General features: G+C 68.0%; 20 protein-coding genes and 1 tRNA gene. 15 read left to right on the top strand and 6 right to left on the bottom strand.

Features of this window, described 5'->3' with window-relative positions; genetic code table 11:
- Positions 1–40: 40 nt before the first annotated feature.
- Complete coding sequence (gene pyk, locus QM714_RS05645) at positions 41–1,492, top strand: pyruvate kinase (protein WP_415098414.1); 1,452 nt, start codon at positions 41–43, stop codon at positions 1,490–1,492.
- Positions 1,493–1,519: 27 nt separating this feature from the next.
- Here the strand turns inward: pyk and QM714_RS05640 are convergent.
- Positions 1,520–1,593: transfer RNA gene (locus tag QM714_RS05640), tRNA-Leu, on the bottom strand.
- 38 nt (positions 1,594–1,631) lie between these two features.
- On the opposite strand from QM714_RS05640, the gene QM714_RS05635 reads away from it, so the two are divergent.
- From QM714_RS05635 to QM714_RS05605, 7 genes are all read left to right on the top strand, one after another.
- The gene (locus QM714_RS05635; RefSeq protein ID WP_415098412.1) at positions 1,632–2,231 is read left to right on the top strand and encodes an ANTAR domain-containing response regulator; all 600 of its coding nucleotides are present in this window, start codon (positions 1,632–1,634) and stop codon (positions 2,229–2,231) included.
- Between the two features lie 189 nt (positions 2,232–2,420).
- Complete coding sequence (locus tag QM714_RS05630; RefSeq protein WP_415098410.1) at positions 2,421–3,569, top strand: branched-chain amino acid ABC transporter substrate-binding protein; 1,149 nt, start codon at positions 2,421–2,423, stop codon at positions 3,567–3,569.
- A gap of 85 nt (positions 3,570–3,654) precedes the next feature.
- On the top strand, positions 3,655–4,656 hold the full coding sequence (locus QM714_RS05625; protein WP_415098408.1) for a branched-chain amino acid ABC transporter permease: 1,002 nt from the start codon (positions 3,655–3,657) through the stop codon (positions 4,654–4,656).
- A complete protein-coding gene (locus QM714_RS05620; protein WP_415098406.1) occupies positions 4,653–5,087 on the top strand; it encodes an ABC transporter permease subunit in 435 nt (144 codons plus the stop codon). The genes QM714_RS05625 and QM714_RS05620 overlap by 4 nt, the downstream gene beginning before the upstream one ends.
- On the top strand, positions 5,077–5,847 hold the full coding sequence (locus tag QM714_RS05615) for a branched-chain amino acid ABC transporter permease (RefSeq protein ID WP_415098404.1): 771 nt from the start codon (positions 5,077–5,079) through the stop codon (positions 5,845–5,847). The genes QM714_RS05620 and QM714_RS05615 overlap by 11 nt, the downstream gene beginning before the upstream one ends.
- On the top strand, positions 5,840–6,640 hold the full coding sequence (locus QM714_RS05610) for an ABC transporter ATP-binding protein (RefSeq protein ID WP_415098402.1): 801 nt from the start codon (positions 5,840–5,842) through the stop codon (positions 6,638–6,640). The genes QM714_RS05615 and QM714_RS05610 overlap by 8 nt, the downstream gene beginning before the upstream one ends.
- Entirely contained in the window at positions 6,630–7,349 is a 720-nt protein-coding gene (locus tag QM714_RS05605) for an ABC transporter ATP-binding protein (protein ID WP_415098400.1), read from the top strand. Before QM714_RS05610 ends, QM714_RS05605 begins: the two co-directional genes overlap by 11 nt.
- Positions 7,350–7,366: 17 nt before the next feature.
- On the opposite strand, the gene QM714_RS05600 is transcribed toward QM714_RS05605, so the two are convergent.
- Complete coding sequence (locus tag QM714_RS05600; protein WP_415098398.1) at positions 7,367–8,113, bottom strand: DUF554 domain-containing protein; 747 nt, start codon at positions 8,111–8,113, stop codon at positions 7,367–7,369.
- A 115-nt stretch (positions 8,114–8,228) separates the two neighbouring features.
- On the opposite strand from QM714_RS05600, the gene QM714_RS05595 reads away from it, so the two are divergent.
- Positions 8,229–8,804, top strand: coding sequence for a GNAT family N-acetyltransferase (locus QM714_RS05595; RefSeq protein WP_415098396.1), 576 nt, complete (start codon positions 8,229–8,231; stop codon positions 8,802–8,804).
- A gap of 8 nt (positions 8,805–8,812) precedes the next feature.
- Here the strand turns inward: QM714_RS05595 and QM714_RS05590 are convergent, their stop codons facing one another.
- The gene (locus QM714_RS05590; protein WP_415098394.1) at positions 8,813–9,271 is read right to left on the bottom strand and encodes a PaaI family thioesterase; all 459 of its coding nucleotides are present in this window, start codon (positions 9,269–9,271) and stop codon (positions 8,813–8,815) included.
- A 68-nt stretch (positions 9,272–9,339) separates the two neighbouring features.
- Here QM714_RS05590 and polA point away from each other — a divergent pair, with 68 nt between their 5' ends.
- On the top strand, positions 9,340–12,057 hold the full coding sequence (gene polA, locus QM714_RS05585) for a DNA polymerase I (protein ID WP_415098392.1): 2,718 nt from the start codon (positions 9,340–9,342) through the stop codon (positions 12,055–12,057).
- A 10-nt stretch (positions 12,058–12,067) separates the two neighbouring features.
- Here polA and QM714_RS05580 read toward each other — a convergent pair whose 3' ends face one another.
- Positions 12,068–12,883, bottom strand: a complete 816-nt coding sequence (locus QM714_RS05580) for a hypothetical protein (RefSeq protein WP_415098390.1) — start codon at positions 12,881–12,883, stop codon at positions 12,068–12,070.
- A 522-nt stretch (positions 12,884–13,405) separates the two neighbouring features.
- Here QM714_RS05580 and QM714_RS05575 point away from each other — a divergent pair.
- From QM714_RS05575 to QM714_RS05555, 5 genes are read left to right on the top strand one after another with little or no spacing between them, the layout of a single operon-like run.
- Complete coding sequence (locus QM714_RS05575) at positions 13,406–14,272, top strand: decaprenyl-phosphate phosphoribosyltransferase (protein WP_415098388.1); 867 nt, start codon at positions 13,406–13,408, stop codon at positions 14,270–14,272.
- Positions 14,265–15,605, top strand: a complete 1,341-nt coding sequence (locus QM714_RS05570; protein WP_415098386.1) for an FAD-binding protein — start codon at positions 14,265–14,267, stop codon at positions 15,603–15,605. Before QM714_RS05575 ends, QM714_RS05570 begins: the two co-directional genes overlap by 8 nt.
- Positions 15,606–15,635: 30 nt before the next feature.
- Positions 15,636–16,391, top strand: coding sequence for a decaprenylphospho-beta-D-erythro-pentofuranosid-2-ulose 2-reductase (locus QM714_RS05565; RefSeq protein WP_415098384.1), 756 nt, complete (start codon positions 15,636–15,638; stop codon positions 16,389–16,391).
- Positions 16,392–16,434: 43 nt separating this feature from the next.
- Positions 16,435–18,132 (top strand): hypothetical protein, encoded by a 1,698-nt coding sequence (locus QM714_RS05560; protein WP_415098382.1) that lies wholly within the window; start codon positions 16,435–16,437, stop codon positions 18,130–18,132.
- Positions 18,133–18,169: 37 nt separating this feature from the next.
- Positions 18,170–18,337, top strand: coding sequence for a hypothetical protein (locus QM714_RS05555; RefSeq protein WP_415098380.1), 168 nt, complete (start codon positions 18,170–18,172; stop codon positions 18,335–18,337).
- On the opposite strand, the gene QM714_RS05550 is transcribed toward QM714_RS05555, so the two are convergent.
- Complete coding sequence (locus tag QM714_RS05550; RefSeq protein ID WP_415098378.1) at positions 18,319–19,506, bottom strand: glycosyltransferase family 4 protein; 1,188 nt, start codon at positions 19,504–19,506, stop codon at positions 18,319–18,321. The genes QM714_RS05555 and QM714_RS05550 overlap by 19 nt on opposite strands.
- Positions 19,507–19,561: 55 nt before the next feature.
- Entirely contained in the window at positions 19,562–21,475 is a 1,914-nt protein-coding gene (locus QM714_RS05545) for a CotH kinase family protein (protein WP_415098376.1), read from the bottom strand.
- Between the last annotated feature and the right edge of the window lie 105 nt (positions 21,476–21,580).

The following is a 21,580-nucleotide window of genomic DNA, read 5'->3' as shown; positions in this document are numbered from 1 at the left end:
GGGCTTGGTTGGATCGATCAAAAGAGGTAGGTTCAGGCAAGTGCGTAGAGCCAAGATCGTCAGCACGCTAGGGCCTGCCGTCGACAGCCCGGAGATGATCCGGGCTCTGGTGGACGCCGGCATGGATGTCGCCCGGCTCAATATGAGCCACGGGACCTACGAGGACCACCAGCGCTACTACACGATGGTCCGCGAGGCGGGCGACACGAGTGGCCGTGGCGTCGGTATCTTCGCCGATCTGCAAGGCCCCAAGATCCGATTGGGTCTCTTCGAGAAGGGCTCGGCCCGCCTGACGGGTGGCCAATCTTGGACAATCACCACCCGAGACGTGTTGGGCGACGACCAGGTGGCGAGCACGACGTACGCCGGGCTGCCGAACGATGTCGCAGCCGGCGATCCGATCCTCGTTGACGACGGCAAGATCCGGCTCGAGGTTATCTCGGTCGACGGGCCGGATGTGCACACTCGCGTTCTCGTCGGTGGGAAGGTGAGCAACCACAAGGGGATCAACCTCCCCGGCGTCGCTGTCTCGGTGCCAGCGCTCTCGGAGAAGGACGTGGAGGATCTGCGCTTCGCCCTTGAGCTGACCGTCGACTTCATCGCGCTCAGCTTCGTGCGCAGTGCGCGAGACATCGAGGACGTCCATCGGGTGATGGACGAGGCCGGGGTGCGCCTTCCGGTCATCGCCAAGATCGAGAAGCCGCAGGCGCTCGACGAGCTCGAGGCGATCGTCGACGCCTTCGACGGGATCATGGTCGCCCGCGGCGACCTGGGCGTGGAATGCCCGCTGGAGGACGTGCCGGTGCACCAGAAGCGGATCATCGACGTCGCGCGCCGCAACGCGAAGCCGGTGATCGTGGCGACGCAGATGCTTGAGTCGATGATCTCGGCGCCCGCGCCCACTCGCGCCGAGGCCTCCGACGTCGCCAACGCGGTGCTCGACGGCTCGGACGCGGTGATGCTCTCCGGTGAGACCAGCGTGGGGGAGTACCCCATCCAGGCCGTCGCCACGATGGCCCGGATCGTCTCCTCGACCGAGGCCCACGGCCTTCAGCACATGACCGCGCTGGATTGGAACCCGCTGACCCGAGGCGGGATCATCGCCAAGGCGGCCGCGGAGGTCGCCCAACGTGTCGAGGCGAAGTACGTCGTCGCTTTCACCTCCAGCGGAGACTCCGCTCGTCGACTCTCGCGCTATCGGGGTCCGATCCCGATCCTCGCCTTCACGACGACCGACACGACCCGTTCCCAGCTCTCGATCAGTTGGGGGATCGAGGCCTTCAAGACTGCCGACGTCGAGCACACTGACGAGATGGTCCGCCAGGTCGACGAGTCTCTGCTCGCGCTCGGTCGCGTCGAGGAGGGCGACCAGGTCGTGATCATTGCAGGCAGCCCCCCAGGCATCCCCGGCTCCACCAACGCCCTGCGCATCCACCAGATGGGCGACGCGATCAACGAAGTGGCCCCGGCCTACCATCGCGCGGACGGCTGACGGGTCGACGACGCGGGCTTCCGCGGGTGCCCCGGGTGGGATTCGAACCCACACTGGACGGTGTTTGAGACCGCTTCCTCTGCCGGTTGGGATACCGGGGCCGCGAGGAGCCAGCCTAGTGGACCGCTAATCTTTGCCCGTGACCGAGGCCAGCACTTCCTCACGCCGTGTCGTGATCGCCGAGGACGAGGCCCTCATCCGGATGGATCTCGCCGAGATGCTCGCCGAGGAGGGGTACGACGTCGTCGGGCAGGCAGGAGACGGGGCCGAGGCGCTCCGACTGGCCGAGGAGCTTGGCCCCGATCTGGTGGTGATGGATGTGCAGATGCCGGTCCTGGACGGCATCACTGCCGCCGAGCGGATCGCTGCCAAGCGGATCGCGCCGGTGGTCATCTTGACGGCCTACTCCCAGCGCGACCTGGTCGAGCGGGCCCGGGATGCGGGGGCGATGGCTTACGTCGTCAAGCCCTTCTCCGTCTCCGACCTGATGCCCGCCATCGAGATGGCGCTCAGCCGCTTCGCCGAGATCGTCGCGCTCGAGGCCGAGGTGGCCGATCTGGCCGAGCGCCTGGACACCCGTCGCGTGGTCGACCGTGCCAAGGGGATCCTGCAAGAGCGCCTCGGCCTCACCGAGGCCGACGCGTTCCGGTGGATCCAGAAGACCGCGATGGATCTGCGGCTCTCCATGCGGGAGGTGGCCGAAGGCGTCCTCCAACACGGACCGCCGGATCAGGCCTGACGCCGCTCGGCCGGTGAGCGCCGGATCTGCGGGTCGGCGAAGGGCGCGTGTAAACGGCCGATTCGGAGCAGGTTACAAATTGGCAACTCACAGGGGTTGGCTCTCGGCATGTCCCGCAAAGAGGCGTTAGGTTGTGCCGGAGCCGGCGGCGCTGCCGGTGTTCGTCAGCAGTTAGGAACCCGATTACCGATGAAGCACCCACACACTCTTGCCCGGCTCGCTGCGGCGACCGCGGCCACCGCGCTGGCCCTCTCGGCCTGCGGCACGACCGAAGACACCAAATCAGAAGGCGGGGAGACCGCGAAGTGCGGGAACTACAACCTGGCATTCCTCGGTGCGACCACCGGTGACTACGGTGCGCTCGGCCAGAACATGGTCGGTGGCATCAAGCTCGCCCTGGACGAGTACAACAAGGACCACTCCGACTGCGAGGTCGGCCTGAAGGAGTTCGACTCTCAGGGCAACCCGGAGAAGGCGACGCCGCTGGCGACACAGATTGTGGGTGACGACTCCATCGTCGGCCTGATCGGTCCGGGTTTCTCCGGTGAGTCGCTCGCGACCGGCAAGACCTTCTTCGCCGCCGGTCTGCCGTCGATCTCTCCCTCGGCGACCAACGTGACCATCACTCAGCAGGGCTGGACCACGTGGCACCGCGTCATCGGCAACGACTCGGCGCAGGGTGCGGCCGCGGCTCGCTACATCACCGACACTGCGGGAGCCTCGAAGGTGTTCGTCGTCGACGACGGCTCCGACTACGGCAAGGGCCTGGCCAGCTTCGTCACCGACGGACTCGGGGACGCGGTCGTCGGCTCCGACACGGTGCAGACCGGTCAGACCGACTTCTCGGCCACGGTCACCAAGGTGACCGCCGCCAACGCCGACGCGCTGTTCTACGGCGGCTACTACGCAGAGGCTGGACTGCTGGTCAAGCAGTTGCGCCAGGCTGGCTACAAGGGCCTGTTCATGTCCGGTGACGGGTCTGAGGACCCGGCGTTCGTCAAGGCTGCCGGCGCCCAGGCCGCCGAGGGGGCCATTCTGACCGCCCCGGCAGGCCCGGCACCCGCGGACTTCAACGAGAAGTACAAGGCAGTGAACGGGAGCGACTCGGGGCTGTACTCGACCCAGTCCTACGACGCGGCGAACATCTTCCTTGACGGTCTGAAGGATGGGAAGACCAGCCACGAGGACCTCAACGAGTTCGTGAACTCCTACACCGGCGATGGGGTCAGCGGACCGATCGAGTTCGACGAGCACGGTGACATTACCTCTTCGGTGATCTTCGCCTACGAGGTCAAGAACGGCGAACTCGACGTGGACAACCCGACCGCGATCGACTGATTTCGGCAGGATAGATCCAACTCCGGGGCGGCGGTGGCCAGGACTCCTGGCCACTGCTGCTCCGCCGGGCTCGAAAGGGCGTCTCTTGGATTTCAGCTTCCTGTTCCAGAATTTCGCGCAGTTGACGATCACCGGACTGACTCTCGGGGCCGTCTACGCTCTCGTCGCCCTCGGCTACACGATGGTGTACGGCGTCCTCCAGCTCATCAACTTCGCCCACTCCGAGGTCTTCATGTACGGGACCTTCGCGGTGGCGTGGGTGGTGGTCTTCTTCCACGGCACTTCCTCAGCGACCCAGAGCCTCGGCAGCACCCTGGGCTTGATGGGCATCGCGCTGGTGGCGGCCATGATCACCTCCGCTCTGGTGGCTCTGCTGTTGGAGCGGGTCGCCTATCGACCGCTCATCAAGCGCGGTGCGCCGAAGCTCATCATCTTGATCGCGGCGATCGGTGCGTCGTTCAGCCTTGCCGAGATCATGGGCCTGCGCGACAAGATCGCCGGGTGGTTCGGCTTGGACGACAAGCTGTCGGACTACGTGGCGCAGGCACGCAACGTCTATTCGAGCCCGGTCACGATCGATCCGCGGGGGCTCTTCAACATCGGCGGCTACCGGGTCACCGATGTCGACCTGCTGATCTTGGGCTCGGCCCTGGTGATGATGTTCGCCCTCGACCAGTTCGTGCGCCGCACGCGGCTGGGTCGCGGCATCCGGGCGGTCGCTCAGGACCCCGAGTCGGCCGCACTGATGGGCGTGAACTCGACCCGGGTGATCCAGCTCACGTTCTTGTTGGGCGGCATCATGGCAGGTGCCGCCGCCACCTTGTACATGATCCGGATCGGATCCACCAGGCAGAACGCGGGATTCATCTTCGGCGTCAAGGCCTTCACTGCTGCCGTGATGGGCGGCATCGGCAACCTGCGGGGGGCGTTGCTGGGCGGCTTGGTCCTCGGCGTCGTGGAGAACTGGGGATCGGCGGTGTTCGGCACCGAGTGGAAGGATGTGGTGGCGTTCGTTCTGCTGGTCCTGATCCTGCTCGTCCGACCACAGGGCCTCCTGGGTGAGGCTCTCGGAAAGGCTCGCGCATGACGACCTCGCCGGTGAGTTCGACTGCGGTCACGCACCAATCTGGCGCCTGGTTCAGCCAGATCACGAGGTGGTCGGTGTTCCGGAAGCGCTGGTTCCGGCTGCTGCTCGTCGTCGGCGGCATCCTGCTGGCCTACGCGCTGCCGCTGCTGCGGCCGCCGATCATCACTACGACCGACTCCGACTTCGGCGGAGTCATGGTGACCGCCGCGTCGTACGCCTTGGTGGCGGTCGGGCTGAACATCGTGATCGGCTACGCCGGCCTGCTCGACCTTGGTTACGTCGGCTTCTACGCCACTGGCGCGTATACGACCGGTGTGTTGACGTCTCAACATTGGCACTGGCCGTTCTTCTTCGCGTTGCCGGTCGCCATCGCGGTCACCATGGTGACCGGTGTGATTCTGGGAAGCTCCGACGCTGCGGGTGCGCGGTGACTACCTGGCGATCGTGACTCTCGGTTTCGGCGAGATTATCCGGATCACCGTGACTAACACCGAGTGGCTCGGCGCATCTGCGGGCATCAAGGACATTCCGCCGCCGCCCAGCATTGGGCCGGACAACATGGGCACCAGCAACGACGGTCTCTTCCAGATCCCGCACCTGGCATGGGACGGACTGGTGCCCCTGATCGACACCGATCGCAGCACGGCGTTCTTGACCTTCGGCGTCCTCGACGCCATCCCGTACTACTGGCTGATCTTGACCGCTCTCTTCGTCGTGCTGCTCGGTGACTTCCTGGTGAAGCGGAGCCGGGTCGGTCGGGCCTGGGAGGCGACCCGTGAGGACGAGGACGCGGCCGAGTTGATGGGGGTGCCGACGTTCCGCTACAAGCTGCTTGCGTTCGCCCTCGGCGCCGCGATCGGCGGTCTGGCCGGCTCCATGCTGGCGTCGGGTCAGGGTGGCTACATCAACCCGAACAACTTCCCCTTGCTGCTATCGATGCTCTTCGTCGCCGCAGTGATCATCGGTGGCGCGGGGAACCGCTGGGGCGCCGTGTTCGGTGGCGCGTTGGTCGCCTACCTGCCCGAGCGGTTCCGCGGCCTGAGCGACTGGCGGCTGCTTGTCTTCGGTCTGGCGCTGATGCTTATCGTCACCTTCAGACCACAAGGGATCCTGCCGCCGCGTCGCACCAAGCGGGCTCTCGAGGCCGAGGCCCAGATCGAGGCATTGGAAGGTGAGGCTGTCGATGTCTGAGGCCCCAGCCGACACCCGCAAGGCGCTGCTTGAGGTCGACAATGTGACCATCAGGTTCGGCGGTGTGACCGCGCTCAACGAGGTTGACTTCTCCATCATGGAGGGCGAGATCCTCGGCCTGATCGGCCCCAACGGAGCCGGCAAGACGACCTGCTTCAACGTGATGACCGGGGTCTACCAGCCCACTAGCGGAGAGATCCGCTTCGACGGGACCAAGCTGGGCAAGCTCAAGCGCCACCAGATCACCAAACTGGGCATGGCCCGCACCTTCCAGAACATCCGTCTCTTCCGGTCGATGACCGCGCTGGAGAACGTCATGGTCGGTGCGGACGCCAACAGCAAGGTGGGCCTGCTCAACGCGCTGTTCCGCACGCCGTTGCATCGCCGTACCGAGGCGCAAGCGGAGGAATCGGCCCACGAGTTGCTGGACTTCGTCGGGGTCTCCGGCCGTGCCGACGAGCTGGCGCAGAACCTGTCGTACGGCGACCAGCGCCGATTGGAAATCGCCCGGGCGATGGCGACCAAGCCGAAGCTCCTGTGTCTCGACGAGCCCGCGGCCGGCTTCAACCCGGCCGAGAAGCAGCGCCTGATGGAGTTGATCCGCAAGGTGCGCGACCAAGGAATCACCGTGCTCCTGATCGAGCACGACATGCGGCTGGTGATGGGCGTGACCGACCGCATCGTGGTGCTGGAGTTCGGGCGCAAGATCGCCGAAGGCAGCCCGACCGAGATCCGCGACAATCCGGCGGTCATTGCCGCGTACCTGGGAGTGGACGAAGAAGATGCTTCTTGAGGTCAAGGGCCTGTGCGTCAACTACGGCCACATCGAGGCCGTGCGCGACATCACTTTCGACGTGCCGGAGGGCTCGATCACGACCCTGATCGGCGCCAACGGCGCCGGCAAGTCGACCACGCTCAAGACACTCTCGGGCCTGCGCAAGGTGCGCGCGGGGCAGGTGATCTTCGACGGCACGGACATCACCCACGCCGCGCCGTACGACCGGGTGAAGATGGGCATCTCGCAGTCGCCCGAGGGCCGCGGGTGCTTTCCTGGTATGACGGTGCGGGAGAACCTCGACATGGGTGCCTACGTGCGCACCGATCGCAAGTCTGCGGCGTACAACCAGGACATGGAGCGTGTGCTCGAACTTTTCCCTCGTCTCGAGGAGCGCATCGAGCAGGCCGCTGGCACGCTGTCTGGCGGCGAGCAGCAGATGCTGGCCATCGGGCGTGCCCTGATGGCCCGGCCGCGGTTGATCCTGCTCGATGAGCCGTCCATGGGCCTGGCGCCGAAGCTGATCCAGCAGATCTTCTCGATCATCGACGAGATCAACGACCAGGGCACTACCGTGCTCTTGGTCGAGCAGAACGCCGCCCAAGCCCTCAAGCGTGCCGATGACGCCCACATCCTGGAGACCGGCGAGATCGTCCGTTCCGGCACGGGCGCCGAACTTGCCGGTGACGAGTCGGTCAAGGCGGCCTATCTCGGCGGCAATATCTGATCCGACCGGAGGAAACGCTACCGGAACGCCGCCACGGCGCTGACCAGGAATGGCGCGACCAGCAGCGCGGGCAGCAGGTCGGCCACCGGGATCTCCCGGATGCGTAGCAGCCGGAGGCCTACCCCGACCAGCAGCAGCCCGCCGACAGCGGTGATCGCGGCGAGGTGAGGGGCGGGGAGGACGTCGCCCAGCGCCAGCCCGACCAGGGTGAGCGAGCCTTGGACCACCAAGACGGTGATGGCGCTCGCGGCGACCCCCCAGCCGAACGAGGCGGCGAAGGCGATCGCGGCGAAGCCGTCCAAGGTCGCCTTGAGGAAGAGTTGGTCGGCGCCGTGGCCCAAGCCGTCGCTCAGCGCGCCGAGGATGGTGAGCGGGCCGGTGCAGAACACCAGCGAGGAGGTCACGAAGCCCTCGATGAAGCGGTGCCGCTCCTCGGAGTCGGCTTCACCGGCCAAGCGTCGCTGCAGCCAACCGCCGAACCCCTCGACGCGACGCTCCAGGCTCACCAGCGAGCCGAGGATGCCACCGATCAGGAGTGAGCCGAGCACGATGAGCATGGGCGCACTGCTGCCGACGTGGGCGGCCAGGTCCGGATCGAGCACCGACCAGGCGGAGGTGGCCGCGATGAGCAGGGTCACCAGGCCGAGGGCGTCGGTCACCAGGTCGCGGGTGCGCGCCGGCAACCGGTTGCCCAGGAGCAGACCGATCGCCGCACCGACCAGGACCGTCGCCATGTTGACGACGGTGCCGATTCCTGGGAACACCTGACCTCCTTCGGGTGCGCCCCCTGGAGGGGGCGCGGACCCTTGAGCGTAGTCTCGTCCGAGAGGCCGCTGCCGGGGGGAGTGGCGTTGAGCGTCCACCCTTCGAAAGGCACCGATGATCCGCGCAGCAGTGACGGTGCGTGATGCCACCCCGGCAGATGTCGACAGGCTGGTGGAGTTGTGGCGAGATGGTCTCCGCAAGGCCGAGCCGGCCGCTCAGGAGGCCGATGTGCGCCGCATCATCGACGATGTTGCCGACGATGCAAGTTCGCGCATCGTGGTGGCCGCGTTCGACGGCGAGGTCGGCGGTGCGGTCCTCCTCAAGGTCGGCACGGTCAGCCCGCTCAACCTCGAGCCGGTCGTGCAGGCAATCTCGCTCCAGGTCTTCTCGCACCTGCGTCGCCACGGCCTCGGCGGTGCGCTGATCGAGGCGGCCACCAGCTTTGCCGAAGAGCGTGCGGTCGCATTCGTCGGCTGCGGCACGCTGAGCCCCTCTCGGGAGGCCAGCCGATTCCTCGCTCGGCTCGGGTTCGGACCCCATGCGGTGCTGCGGCTCGGCAGCACGGCAGCGGTGCGCGCTCGGCTCGAGTCCCAGCGTGCCCGACCTCGCGCCGGCGGGCGTCAGCTTGCCCAAGTGCTCGCCTCGCGGCGCGCCCAACGGCAGCGGGACTCGACCGGGACCGGGGTCTGACGCTCTGGTCAGGCCGGGGGAGCGACCCGCTCGCGAGGCACCAGAGCGCAGGTGATCCGTGAGGTGCACACGCGCTTGCCGCGCTCGTCGGTGATCGCCACGTCGTACGACGCCATCGTCCGCCCGAGGTGGATGGCCGTCGCCACTCCGGTCACCACCCCGGAGGTGGCGGAGCGGTGGTGGGTGGCGTTGATGTCGACGCCGACCGAGAAACGGTCGGGGTAGCCGTGCAGGCCCGAGCCGACCGACCCCAGGGTCTCCGCCAGCACCACCGACGCACCGCCATGCAGCAACCCGTAGGGCTGGGTGTTGCCGTCCACCGGCATGGTGGCCACCACCCGTTCGGGAGAGATCTCGGTGATCTCGATGCCCATCTTGTCGTTCAGTGCCCCCATGCCTTGGGGCATGGCGGCCAGGAACTCCTCGACCGACGGGGTCGGTGCGGCGGTGTCGTCGGGTGCAGTCATGGGCACCATTGTCAGGGGTCGAGGTTCGGGGGTCAGGGGTTGGGGGTGGTGACGGATAGGCTCACAGGGTGCCCGAGACCACCACCAGCACCGCTGCCAGCACCACCGCCGTCGCCCCCGAGCGGCTGTTGCTACTCGACGGCCACTCGTTGGCCTACCGCGCGTTCTTCGCCCTGCCGGTGGAGAACTTCTCGACCACGACGGGGCAGCACACCAACGCGGTCTACGGCTTCACCTCGATGCTGATCAACGTGCTGCGCGACGAGCAGCCGACCCACGTCGCGGTCGCCTTCGACAAGTCACGGCAGACCTTCCGGCTCGAGCAGTACTCCGACTACAAGGCCGGGCGCAACAAGACCCCGGTCGAGTTCAGCAGCCAGCTCCCGCTGATCCAGGAGGTGCTGGGGGCGCTCCGCATCCCCTACCTGGAGAAGGAGGGCTACGAGGCCGACGACATCATCGCGACGCTGGCCACTGCTGCGGCCGCCGCCGGGCAGGACGTGCTGATCCTGACCGGCGACCGCGACTCACTCCAACTCGTGTCGGACCGGGTCACCGTGCTCTACCCGATGCGGGGGGTCTCCGAGTTGGCTCGGATGACTCCAGCCGCGGTCGAGGAGAAGTACGGCGTTCCGCCCGCGCGCTATCCCGAGCTCGCTGCCCTGGTCGGTGAGTCCAGCGACAACCTGCCCGGGGTCCCGCTGGTCGGCCCGGGCGTGGCGGCCAAGTGGCTCACCCAGTTCGACGGTCTCGACAACGTGATTGCCCATGCCGACCAGATCACCGGCAAGCGCGGCGACAACCTGCGTGCACACCTCGGCGATGTGATCCGCAACCGACAGCTCAACGCGTTGGTGTGCGACCTCGACCTCGGTCTGGGCCCAGCCGACCTGGCGTCCCAGCCCTGGGATCGCCAGGAGGTGCACATCCTCTTCGACGGCCTCGAGTTCCGGGTGCTGCGGGACCGGCTGTTCGAGACCCTGGAGTCGGAGGAGGAGATCGACGACTCGGGCTTCGAGCTGGCGGGCAGCCGGTTGGCTGCAGGAGAGGTGGGCGGCTGGTTGGCAGCCCACGGCCGCGCGGAGGGCCGGCGCGTCGGGATGGCCGTCCAGGGCAGCTGGCGGGCGGGGACCGGCGAGGTCCACTCGCTCGCGCTGGCCGCCGACGACGGCACCGCCGCCTGGCTGGACAGCGCGGAGGTCACCCCCGAGGACGACGCCGCGCTCGCTGCGTGGCTGGCCGATCCCGATGCGGCCAAGGTGATGCATGACGCCAAGGGCCCGATCCTCGCCCTCGCCGCGCGCGGCTGGCCCCTGCACGGTCTCGTCAGCGACACCGCGCTGGCGGCCTATCTGGTCCGTCCAGACCAGCGCTCTTACGACCTCGCGGACCTCACCTTGCGCTACCTCAAGCGTGAGCTCAAGCAGGGTGACCACGATGACGGACAGCTCAGCTTCGACACGGTCGGCGACTCGGCGGCGGCCGACACCGACATGCTGCATGCCCGTGCGGTGCTCGACCTCGCCGAGGCGCTCGACCAGGCTGTGGAGGAGCATGGCGGCACCGCGCTGCTGGCCGATGTCGAGCTGCCGCTGGTCGACCTGCTCGCCACCATGGAGCAGACCGGCATCGCCGTCGACGTCGAACACCTGGAGAGCCTGGAGCGCCACTTCGCCGGTGAGGTGCAGCGGGCCGCGACCGAGGCGTTCAGCGTGATCGGCAAGGAGATCAACCTCGGCTCGCCCAAGCAGCTGCAGACGGTGCTGTTCGACGAGTTGGGCATGCCCAAGACCAAGCGCACCAAGACCGGCTACACCACCGACGCCGACGCTCTACAGCAGCTCTTCGACAAGACCGAGCATCCGTTCCTGCTGGCCCTGCTGCGCCATCGTGACGTCAGTCGGCTGCGACAGACCCTGGAGGGCCTGCTCAAGACGGTGGCCCCGGACGGCCGGATCCACACCACCTTCAACCAGACGATCGCGGCCACCGGGCGGCTGTCCAGCACCGACCCCAACCTCCAGAACATCCCCATCCGCACCGAGGAGGGCAGACGCATCCGGGAGGCGTTCGTCGTCGGCACGGGCTACGAGTCGCTGATGACTGCCGACTACAGCCAGGTCGAGATGCGGATCATGGCCCACCTCTCGGAGGACCAGGGCCTCGTCGAGGCGTTCCGGTCCGGTCGTGACTTCCACTCGATCACCGCTTCCCGGGTGTTCGAGGTCGCTCCGGACGACGTCACCGGCGGCATGAGAGCCAAGATCAAGGCGATGAACTACGGCCTGGCCTACGGTCTGTCCGCCTACGGACTGGCCCAGCAGTTGCGCATCGAGCCTGCGGAGGCGCGCGAACTGATGGACGACTACTTCTTGACCTTCGGCGGAGTCCGTGACTACCTCGCCGGTGTCGTCGACGAGGCGCGCCACACCGGCTACACGGAGACCATCTTGGGTCGTCGCCGCTACCTGCCCGACCTCACCTCCGACAACCGGCAGCGTCGCGAGATGGCCGAGCGGATGGCGCTGAATGCGCCTATCCAGGGGTCGGCCGCCGACCTGATCAAGGTCGCCATGCTGCGAGTCGACCAGGCGCTGGCCGCTGAGGGCCTCGCCTCGCGGATGCTGCTCCAGGTGCACGACGAGCTCGTCTTCGAGGTCGCCCCGGGCGAACGCACCGCACTAGAGGCGCTGGTCCGCGAAGCGATGGGTGGCGCCGCCGAGCTCACCGTCCCCCTCGACGTCTCCGTCGGCACCGGCCACAGCTGGCACGAGGCCGCCCACTGACGTCGAGACGTCATGCCCTCCGGTCGCCCCGGCCAGCGGAGGGGACCACGTTGTCCCGGTCTCGCCGATCGACGAGGGTGAGACTCACCCCGAGGAGCAGGACCAGCACGGTGGCGTCGACGGCGAGCACCACCACCAGCAGCTCGCCGATGGTGTCCACGACGACGAGGCCGAGCAGGGTGAGCGTGACCAGAGCTGCCCAGATGGCATAGACCGAGCGACGACCACGTCGTGCGATCACGGCATAGACCAGCAGCTGCAGCAGCGAGAGCACGGTGCCCAGCACGGCGAACATCCACAGGTGACCGGCGATGTCGGCGTACTGCCTGCCGCCGACGAAGGTGAGCGCGAGGCTCGGTAGGGCCATCGCACCGAGCATCGCCAGCAGGCCGAGAACGGCCACCACCACGAGGCTGCGCAGCAGCGTGCTGCGCCGATCTTCGGCGTTCGCCAGATCGGGGAAGACGAGCACGACGACGAACTGCGGGAGGAAGAGGACTGCCTTGGTCAAGATCACGCCCGCGGCGTAGAGCCCTGCGTCGTGAGGATCGAGCACTCTGCGAGCCACGATCACGTCGATGTTGGAGAGCGCGAAGAAGGCGAACAGGGCGCTGACGTTCTGGATCGTCTCGACCAGGATCCGCCGTGCGGCGTGGTCGCCGCTCGACGAGTCGGGTGCCCGGTGACGCAGGGCCCGCCACCCGATCGCCACCGGCACCAGAGCGGCGACGGCAACGGCCAGCATCGCGCCGGTCTCGGTGGGCCAGAAGGCAAGGGTGACGACCCCGATCAGGAACCGTGGCACGCCGGCAGCGATGTAGACCAAGGAGAAGCTCGGTCCAACGCCGTTCGCCCTGCAAGATGCCGGCCTGGCCACCCATCACGGTGATCGGCGCGGCGGCGACACCCACCAGGGTGGCTGCGCCCCAACTGTCCAGCCGCAACACGACGTTGATCAGTGGTGTCAACGCCATCAGGACGACGCCGAGCACCAGGGCGCCCCGGTAGGTCACCCCGAGGATGGCGCGCTCGATCTGGTGGACGTGATCCGGATCCGCCGAGATCCGGCGAGCGGCCGTCGCCTGCAGGCCGAGCTGGAGGACCGAGATCACCAACAAGGCCGCCATCAGCGGCGCGAACGCGCCGTACGCCCGCGGCCCGAGACGGTAGGCCGCCAGCATCTGGAAGCCGTAGGTCGCGACGTTCATCACGCCCATCGCCGCCGCAATGCCGGCACCGCTGCGCAGGAGCGAGCGGTAGCGACCGGTCGTAGGCGTTGTCACGCGCAGAGCCTAGATGACTCATCTAGATGAGCCTCCCTGGCCAAACCTCCTACAATCGTGCCGCGATGACGACGACGCGGGCGCTGGTGCGCACCATGCGACCCCGGCAGTGGGTCAAGAACCTCCTGGTTCTTGCGGCCCCGTTCGCGGCCGGAGCGTTGACCGACCCCCAGGTGGTGCGGAGCACGGCGGTCGCCTTCGTGGCGTTCTGCCTGGCCTCGGCCGCGGTGTACTTCGTCAACGACTGTGTCGACGCGGAGTCGGATCGGCTGCATCCCACGAAGCGGAGCCGTCCGCTGGCCTCCGGTGAGCTCTCCCGGAGGCAGGGTGTGTCAGCCGGCGTGGTCCTGGCGGCCGCCGCCGTGGCGGTGAGCCTGCTGGCCACCTGGTCGTTGACCGCGGTCCTGGTCAGCTACCTGGTGATCAACCTGGCCTACGCACTCTGGCTCAAGCACCAGCCGGTCTTCGACATCGCCGTGGTGTCGTTCGGCTTCCTGCTGCGCGCCATCGCGGGGGGTCTGGCCGCGAGTCTGCCGATCTCCCAGTGGCTTCTCCTAGTGGCAGGGTTCGGGTCACTCTTCATCGTGAGCGGCAAGCGGTACTCCGAGCTGCACACACTCGGGTCGGACACCGGCACCCGACGCTCCCTGGTCGACTACAGCCCGACCTATCTCCGTTTCGTGTGGAGCATGGCGGCAGCAGCGACGGTGATGTCCTACAGCCTGTGGGCTTTCGAGGTCGGCGGCGGAACATCGATCCCGTGGCACACGATCTCGATCGCGCCGTTCCTCCTCGGCATGCTGAGATACGCGGTGGACATCGACGCGGGCACCGCGGCAGAGCCGGAAGACATCGTGTGGGGTGATCGAGTCCTCCAGGTGGTAGGCGTGTGCTGGTTGGCCGTGGTCGCCCTGGGGGTGCTGGGTGTCTGAACGGGAGCTGCTGACCGGCTGGGGTCGGACGGCGCCGACCGCGGCGCAGGTGAGCAGGCTGTCCGCTGACCAGATTCCAACGGCGGTCTCGGCGGCTGGCCCACGCGGGGTGATCGCGCGCGGCCTGGGCCGGTCCTACGGTGACGTGGCCCAGAACGCCGGTGGAGGCGTGCTGGTCACTGAGCCCGGTGGAGTCGACGTCGATCACGACCGGAGAACTGCCCGGATCGGTGCGGGCACCAGCCTGCACGACGTGCTGCGCACGCTGTTGCCGCTGGGCTACTTCGTGCCGGTCACCCCGGGCACCCGGTTCGTGACGCTCGGCGGAGCCGTGGCGTGCGATGTGCACGGCAAGAACCACCACCGCGTCGGCAGCCTCGGCAACCACATCGTGGAGCTCGACCTGGTGACCGCCGACGGCGCCCAGCGAACGATCTCGCCAACCCAGGAGCCGGAGCTGTTCTGGGCCACGGTCGGTGGCCTCGGGCTTACCGGGGTGATCACCTCGGTCGTGCTGGAGCTGGTGCCGGTCGAGTCGGGCTACATGCGGGTGGACACCGAGCGCCTGGCCGACCTGGATGCGGTGATGGACCGGATCCAAGCAGCCGACCGCACGGCGACGCACTCCGTTGCCTGGATCGACACCATGGCCAAGGGACGGTCGCTCGGCCGCTCGGTCCTCAGCCTCGGCGAGCACGCCACGCGCGCCGATCTGACCGGCCGGTTGCGTGATGAGCCCCTGCCCTCGCCCGGGCAACCACGCCTGGCTGCGCCGGCGCTGATGCCGCCGGGAGTGGTGTCTCGGGCGACCGTGCGGGCGTTCAACGAGCTGTGGTTTCGCAAGGCGCCACGGCACCGGGTCGGTGAGGTGCAGCCGATCGCCCCGTTCTTCTACCCCCTCGATGGCGTGGATCACTGGAGCCGGCTGTACGGCGCCCGCGGGTGTGTGCAGTATCAGTTCGTCTTGCCCGACCCCGAGTCCGGCCGCCTGGCCGTGCTGCTCGAACGGGTGTCGGCCGACCCCGCTGTGACGTTCCTGGCCGTCTTGAAGCGGTTCGGACCCGGGAATCGGGGCTTGCTCTCCTTTCCGACGGCCGGGTGGACGCTGGCCGTGGACATTCCCGTGCGCTCGGGGCTGGCGCCGATGCTCCAGGAGTGGGACCGCGAGGTTGCCGACGCCGGTGGCCGGGTCTACCTCGCCAAGGACTCCCGGCTCAGCCAGTCGATGTTCGACCAGATGTATCCGCGAGCCGCAGAGTTTCGCGCGGTCCGACGCGCCATCGATCCCCACTGGCGCTTCCGCTCCGATCTCTCGCGGCGCTTGGATCTGTGAGACTGATCGAGCCATGGAACTGGAGGTCACGTGATCGACTCACTCGGACAGCCGCAGTCTGTGCTCGTCCTCGGCGGCACCAGCGACATCGGTCTCGCCGCGGTCCGGCGATGGGCGTCCACCGGCCGCCCCCACGTGACGCTGGCGGCCAGGCCGGGGCCGCGTCGCGACGCCGCCCGCGCAGAGCTTGAGAGCCTCGGCCTGACGGTCGAGGTCGTCGACTTCGAGGCGGCACAGACCGCCTCACACCCGGATCTGATCGCCGGCGTCGCAGCGCAGCGAGACATCGATGTCGCCGTCGTTGCGTTCGGGGTGCTGGGTGACGAGGAGCGTGCCTGGACCGACCACGCCGAGGCTGTGCGCCATGCCGAGGTCAACTACGTGGGCGCGGTGAGCGTCGGCGTGTGCCTGGCCGACGTGATGCGCCAGCAGGGGCATGGCGTGATCGTGGCCCTTTCGTCGGTCGCGGGCGAGCGCGTGCGACGATCCAATTTCGTCTACGGGTCGACCAAGGCAGGCATGGACGGCTTCTATCTCGGGTTGGGGGAGGCACTGCGGGGGAGCGGGGTCCGGGTCCTTGTCGTCCGCCCCGGCTTCGTGCACACGAAGATGACGAACGGCCGAGAGGCTGCCCCGCTATCGGTCGACCCGGATGAGGTGGCCGCCGCGATCGTCGGCGGCGTCGCCTCCGGCAAGGAGCTGATCTGGGTCCCCACGGCCCTCCGGCCGGTGATGTCGGGGCTGCGGCACGTGCCTCGGGCCCTGTTCCGCCGGCTGCCGCTCTAACGTGACCGTGCCCGCCGTTCCATCGCCTCCCGACGACTTGCGCGTGGCCCGGAGGATCGGCGTCCTGCCGCGATTGTGGGGGATCGCGCTCATCATCCTGCTGCTCGGTCCGGCGCTCGGGCGAGGCTACGTCCTCACCTATGACATGGTCTTCGTCCCTCACCTGGCCATGCGCAGCGACTTCCTCGGCCTCGGCACCGGCCTCCCACGCGCTGTGCCCTCCGACGCGGTCGTTGCGATCCTCGACAACCTGATTCCCGGGATGCTCCTGCAGAAGCTGGTCCTGACCGGCTCCCTCTTCTCAGCCGCCGAGGGCATGCTCCGCCTGGTTCCGGAGAGCCGGGCGGCGCGGCTCACGGCGGTCACCGTCACCATCTGGAATCCCTACACGGTCGAGCGGCTCGGGATCGGCCACTGGACGATGCTGATGGCCTATGCGGCGGTGCCCTGGCTGGTGCTCGTCGCGACCCGAGCTCGATGTGAGGGCACCCTGCCCCTCACCGGCTGGTTGATCGCTCCGCTCGGCGCGCTGAGCGCGAGTGCCGGTGTCGTCGTCGCCGCGACGCTCCTGGTCGTAGGAGTCCGCGGTGCTCGTGGCGCGTGGCGGAGCAATCTCCAGCTCGTCTGCCTGGCGGTCGCCGCGAACGCACCCTGGTTGGTCGCGGGGATGCTCCATGCCTCCGCGGCGCTCCGCGACGAGGGCACCAGTTGGTTCGGACTGCATGCCGAGGGCGGGCTCCCCGCCCCCCTCGCGGCCCTGTCGATGGGCGGCATCTGGAACCGCGAGGTGGTGCCCGCTTCGCGAACCGGAGCCCTGGCCTGGGTGGCGTTGGCCACCCTGGGGGCGCTGGCCGTCTGCGGAGCGCGCCGCTGGTGGCGGTGGGGCGGCGCCGCCGCCCCCCGTCTGGTCGCACTGTGGGCCGTCGGGTTGGGTCTGACCCTGCTCACCTGGGCGTCGCCCGAGGCGGTGGCGTGGTTGGCCGGGCACCTCCCTGGTGGTGGTCTGCTGCGCGACGCTCCACGTCTGCTGGCCCTGTGCCTGCCTGTGTACGCCGGCACTATCGCGGCCGGAGTCGAGGTCCTTGTCGACGGGCTCCGACATCCGGATCTGGCGGTGCCTCGTTCGGTGCTCGCCGTCGCCTGTGTGGTGCTTCCTCTCGCCTTGATGCCGGATGCCAGATGGGGTCTCGGTGGCGCGCTCACCCCGTCCACCTTTCCCGCGTCGTGGGACCGAGCTCGTGAGCTCGCTGCACCTGGACATGGGGACGTGTTGTTGCTGCCGCTGAGCGCCTATCGCGCACCGCCGTGGACTCAGGGGCGCACGATCATCGACCCGCTGGGCCGGTTCCTGCGCCCCAACTTTCTGGCGAGTGATGATCTCGTGGTGTCCGGAACGGTGGTGTCCGGTGAGGACCCGCGGCTGCCCGCGGTGCGGGCTGCCCTCGCCCGCGGCGACGCCGTCGGCCGCGCCGCGGCCCTCGGCAGTCTCGGGGTCGGCTATGTTGCCGAGGACCTGGACAGCGGGCTTCCGCCGTCACCACGAATCGCGGGGACCGTAGTCCTCACGACGACCGAGCTTCGGCTCGTCCGGCTCGATGCGGTGCAGCCCCGTCGGGCCGCTACCACCGATCGGCTCTTGCTTGCCGGGGCGTGGTTGGCTTATCTTGCCTGCTACGTGACGCGTCTGGCAGTCGGGATCAGGCGAGTGGGGATTCGCCGGATCCGGCATCGCTCGGGGTAGCCTTGCTCGGGAACGCCACAGAGAGGGCTCGACAGACATGGCAACTCCGCTGGTCAGGAACCTCGTCGGTTCCATCGTGATGCTGATCGTCGGCGCGGTCGTCGCGTCGGTGACAGTCGTCGGCCTCATCTCCGGCCAGGTCAACGCCACCGGCAACTCTGCGGATTCGGCGAACTCCACCGTCAACTACGGTTCGACCGAATAGTCCCGATCCAGCTGCTCGTCGAGAGTGGCGACCCGCTGTCCCCGCGCCACCCGAGCTACGACGTCGGCGAATCGCTCACGAGTGTGTGCCCAGGTGAATCTCTTTCCGGCCTCGAGCGCACCGGCACTCAGTTGCGCCCGCAACGCCTCGTCGGTGAGGACGCGGCGCAGCGCTGCGACGAAGGCGGGGTAGCCGCCGTCGACCAGCAGTCCCGAGACCCCGTCGAGGATGGACTCGCGGGTGCCGCCCGCCGCGGAGTAGGCCACGGCCGGGGTCCCGGCCAACGCAGCCTCCCCGACCACCAGGCCCCAGCCCTCCTTCAGCGACGGTAGGGCAAGAACCCACGATCGCTCGTAGATCTCCTCGCGGTGAGCCTCGTCGATGTGACCGGTGAACTCCACGAAGTCGGAGTAGCCGCGCTCCTCGACGTAGGCGTGCAGGGTGCCCTCCCACCACCCGCTGCCGACGACGGTGAGGGTCAGCCCGGGGAGCTCGCGGCGCAGGTCGGCGGCGGCGTCGATGGCGTGCTCCACCTGCTTGTGCGGCACGAGACGCCCCACCACGCAGATGCTGGGGTGGGTCGTCTTTGCCACCCCCAACTGCGGCTGTCGTTCTGCGCCGTAGTGGACCACCGCGATCCGGTTGACGTCGACACCGAGGCGGCCGAGCTCATCTCGGGTTGCCCGGGATCCGGTGACGTACTGCTGTGCTCGGTAGAGCCGAGGGGCGAACCTGCTCTCCACCCACCAGCCGACTCGACCGGTCACCCCGGGGTACACCACCGGCCACTGCTCGCGATGGACGTGATGCACCAACACGATGATCGGCTTGCGGCTGACCAGGCGGCTGAAGAAGGGCATCCCGTTCTGGACGTCGACCACGACATCTGCCTTGCCCAACAGCCCGCGCAGGAGCGACGACATGCCCTGGGGATAGACCGTCAGCTTCGAGCCGCGCCGGACGAATCGGACGCCGTCGATCACCTCTTCCGGAGGCGCCCCGGCGTGCGAGGCGCAGAAGATGGTCGCCTGCGCGCCCCGCTCGACCAGACCGCGCGCCACCTCCTCGAGCGCGCGCTCGGCCCCGCCGCCTTCCGGGTTGCGGGTGTCGCGCCAACTGAGAAAGACCACCCGCAGACCCCGCAGCGCTGCGTCATCCGCCTGGTCCATGGGCAGAGACTCTAGACGGCAGGCTCCGAGACGCTATGGCGGGCTAGGCCAGCCACTACGGCGTCGAGAGTTGGTCGTCCATCCAGGTGATCCGCTGATCCAGCCAGGCTGAGAGGTGACTGGCCTCGGCGCTCCAGCTGCCCCAGAAGACGTGGGTCGGGCCCTCGAGGAACGTGGCACCGATCGGCATGCCCGCACCACCCTCGGCAAGAGGCGCGAAGTTCCTGGCAGCGGCAGGCGCGATCAGCGCTGCCTGGGCATCGACGTATGCCGAGATGCTGGTCAGCGAGTCGCGAACCGCGGCCCACCGAGCCTCGACCTGATCGACGAACCACGGGTCGGTGAACATCCGGTTGATCCAATGACCCTCCGGTCCGGGCATCATCGTCGGGCCCCACCAGGTGCCGTCGGGATCCTGCACGGACTGGTTGGCCCTCAGGAACCACCCGACCGGAGAATCGGTTCCCGAATCCGTCCGATTGCCCGAGGACTGGTCGAAGTCCCAGACCGGGCCCATGTGCAGCACTCCGCTGTCATCGAGGTACATCCAGCAGCTGTTGAGGTAGGACGAGTCGACGTTCTTGGTGATCTCGTTCACGAGGTACCAGTCGATGAAGCTCGAGACGTCGATGTAGGAGCGGTAGCCGGTCTCGGCGTCGGTGTAGTCGTCGGAGTAGAGCACGTCCTCGAACTGTTGGATGCTCGCGGCAATGGTGTCGACGTCTGCCTGGCTGGGCTCGTCCGGCTCCTTGACGAACACCTGCAGCCCACGACTCGTGACGAACGAAGGCGTGCCGGGGTCGGCCCATGAATCAGCCTCGAGCAGAGCCGCCACACCGTCGTCGGTGTCGATATCGACTCGGTCGGGCTCCGCCGCGATGCCCTCGTCGAGCTCGTAGAGACCCTGGAACACGCCGTTCTGCCACACCTCGACCGGAACGGCTCCCGGTGTCCAGGGCAGGCCCACCCGGCGACTCAGCTCGAAGGCGGTCCGATTGCGCAGCATCGACCGATCGTAGAAGTCGGCCAGCAGGACCCAGTTCTTCGAGGGCGGCATCTCGAGGATCGACGCCTTCTTGTCGAGCTTGATCTTGTAGGACAGCTTCATGCGGATCCACGAGGTCGAGTTCCCCCGCACCCGCAGCCTGGCGGGAGTGGACGAAGCCGCCAGCCCAGAACCACGTGGACTCACCTCGACTACGCCATGGCTGTAGATCTCGCCGTCGGTGATCTCGGCCCCGTTGTCGGTGGTGATGTCAACTCTGGGCACCGACGCCACGGTGGCGAGCGTTCTCGTGTGGGAGTCGAGGGCGGGCGTGCGCCGGACCTTGGCGGCGTGCAGGCGATAGTCCGCGACGCTGGCGCTAGGGGCCGTCAAGGTGAACGTCACTCGTCCGTGGGCATCCTCGGTCCCGTGCGCGACGGTCGACCACTGATCGCCAGAGGCGACCTGCAGGGCGACTGGTCGGCCTAGTCGTGCCGGAGAGAGGGAGGCCTGCGCGGTCATGGGCTGCCCCTCGACCGCACTGCTCGGCAGCCTCAGCCTTGCTGATTGCGCAACCGGACGAACCCGGAGGCTGGTTGAGCGTGCTGCGGATCGAAGCGGTCGCGTGGTCTTCAGAGCCACCGTGCGTAGTCGAGCCGGCCCATCGGCGAGAACGATGAACCGATAGGCGCCGGTCTGCTTGGTGACGGTGCGGTCGATCACCGCCCACGTCGAGCCCACCTTGCGTTGCAGGACGACGGGACGGACACCCTTGTTGTGGAGGACCCGTCCGGAGACTCGATAGCGGGTGCCGAGCACGGGGACCTGGGGGGATGCTTCGAGTGTGCCCGACGGAGTCGCCCAACCCGCGCCGACCGGCGTCGGTCGCGGCTCAGTGTGCGCTGCGACCCCCGTCGGTGAGGCCAGCAGGCCGAGCGCCACCACGGCGGAGGTCAAACTCAGGCGGATCAGAGGTGCCCTCACTCGATCCCTCCATCCGAGAGCGGAACAACAGATTCTCACGCTACAGGCGGCCTCGGTGGATGTGCGCACACTTGCCGAATCCCGAGCAATCCGATCGCGGCCGTC

Origin of the sequence: Nocardioides sp. (assembly GCF_047602075.1) — a bacterium.
GTDB lineage: Bacteria > Actinomycetota > Actinomycetes > Propionibacteriales > Nocardioidaceae > Nocardioides.
This window is presented reverse-complemented; position numbering and strand designations above follow the sequence as displayed.

Excerpts from the sequence above, each read along its gene's own strand:
- QM714_RS05590 (WP_415098394.1), bottom strand. The coding sequence starts at position 9,271 with ATGACTGCACCCGACGACACCGCCGCACCGACCCCGTCGGTCGAGGAG.
- QM714_RS05595 (WP_415098396.1), top strand. The coding sequence starts at position 8,229 with ATGATCCGCGCAGCAGTGACGGTGCGTGATGCCACCCCGGCAGATGTC.
- QM714_RS05575 (WP_415098388.1), top strand. The coding sequence starts at position 13,406 with ATGACGACGACGCGGGCGCTGGTGCGCACCATGCGACCCCGGCAGTGG.
- QM714_RS05630 (WP_415098410.1), top strand. The coding sequence starts at position 2,421 with ATGAAGCACCCACACACTCTTGCCCGGCTCGCTGCGGCGACCGCGGCC.
- QM714_RS05620 (WP_415098406.1), top strand. The coding sequence starts at position 4,653 with ATGACGACCTCGCCGGTGAGTTCGACTGCGGTCACGCACCAATCTGGC.
- QM714_RS05610 (WP_415098402.1), top strand. The coding sequence starts at position 5,840 with ATGTCTGAGGCCCCAGCCGACACCCGCAAGGCGCTGCTTGAGGTCGAC.
- QM714_RS05605 (WP_415098400.1), top strand. The coding sequence starts at position 6,630 with ATGCTTCTTGAGGTCAAGGGCCTGTGCGTCAACTACGGCCACATCGAG.
- QM714_RS05555 (WP_415098380.1), top strand. The coding sequence starts at position 18,170 with ATGGCAACTCCGCTGGTCAGGAACCTCGTCGGTTCCATCGTGATGCTG.
- QM714_RS05550 (WP_415098378.1), bottom strand. The coding sequence starts at position 19,506 with ATGGACCAGGCGGATGACGCAGCGCTGCGGGGTCTGCGGGTGGTCTTT.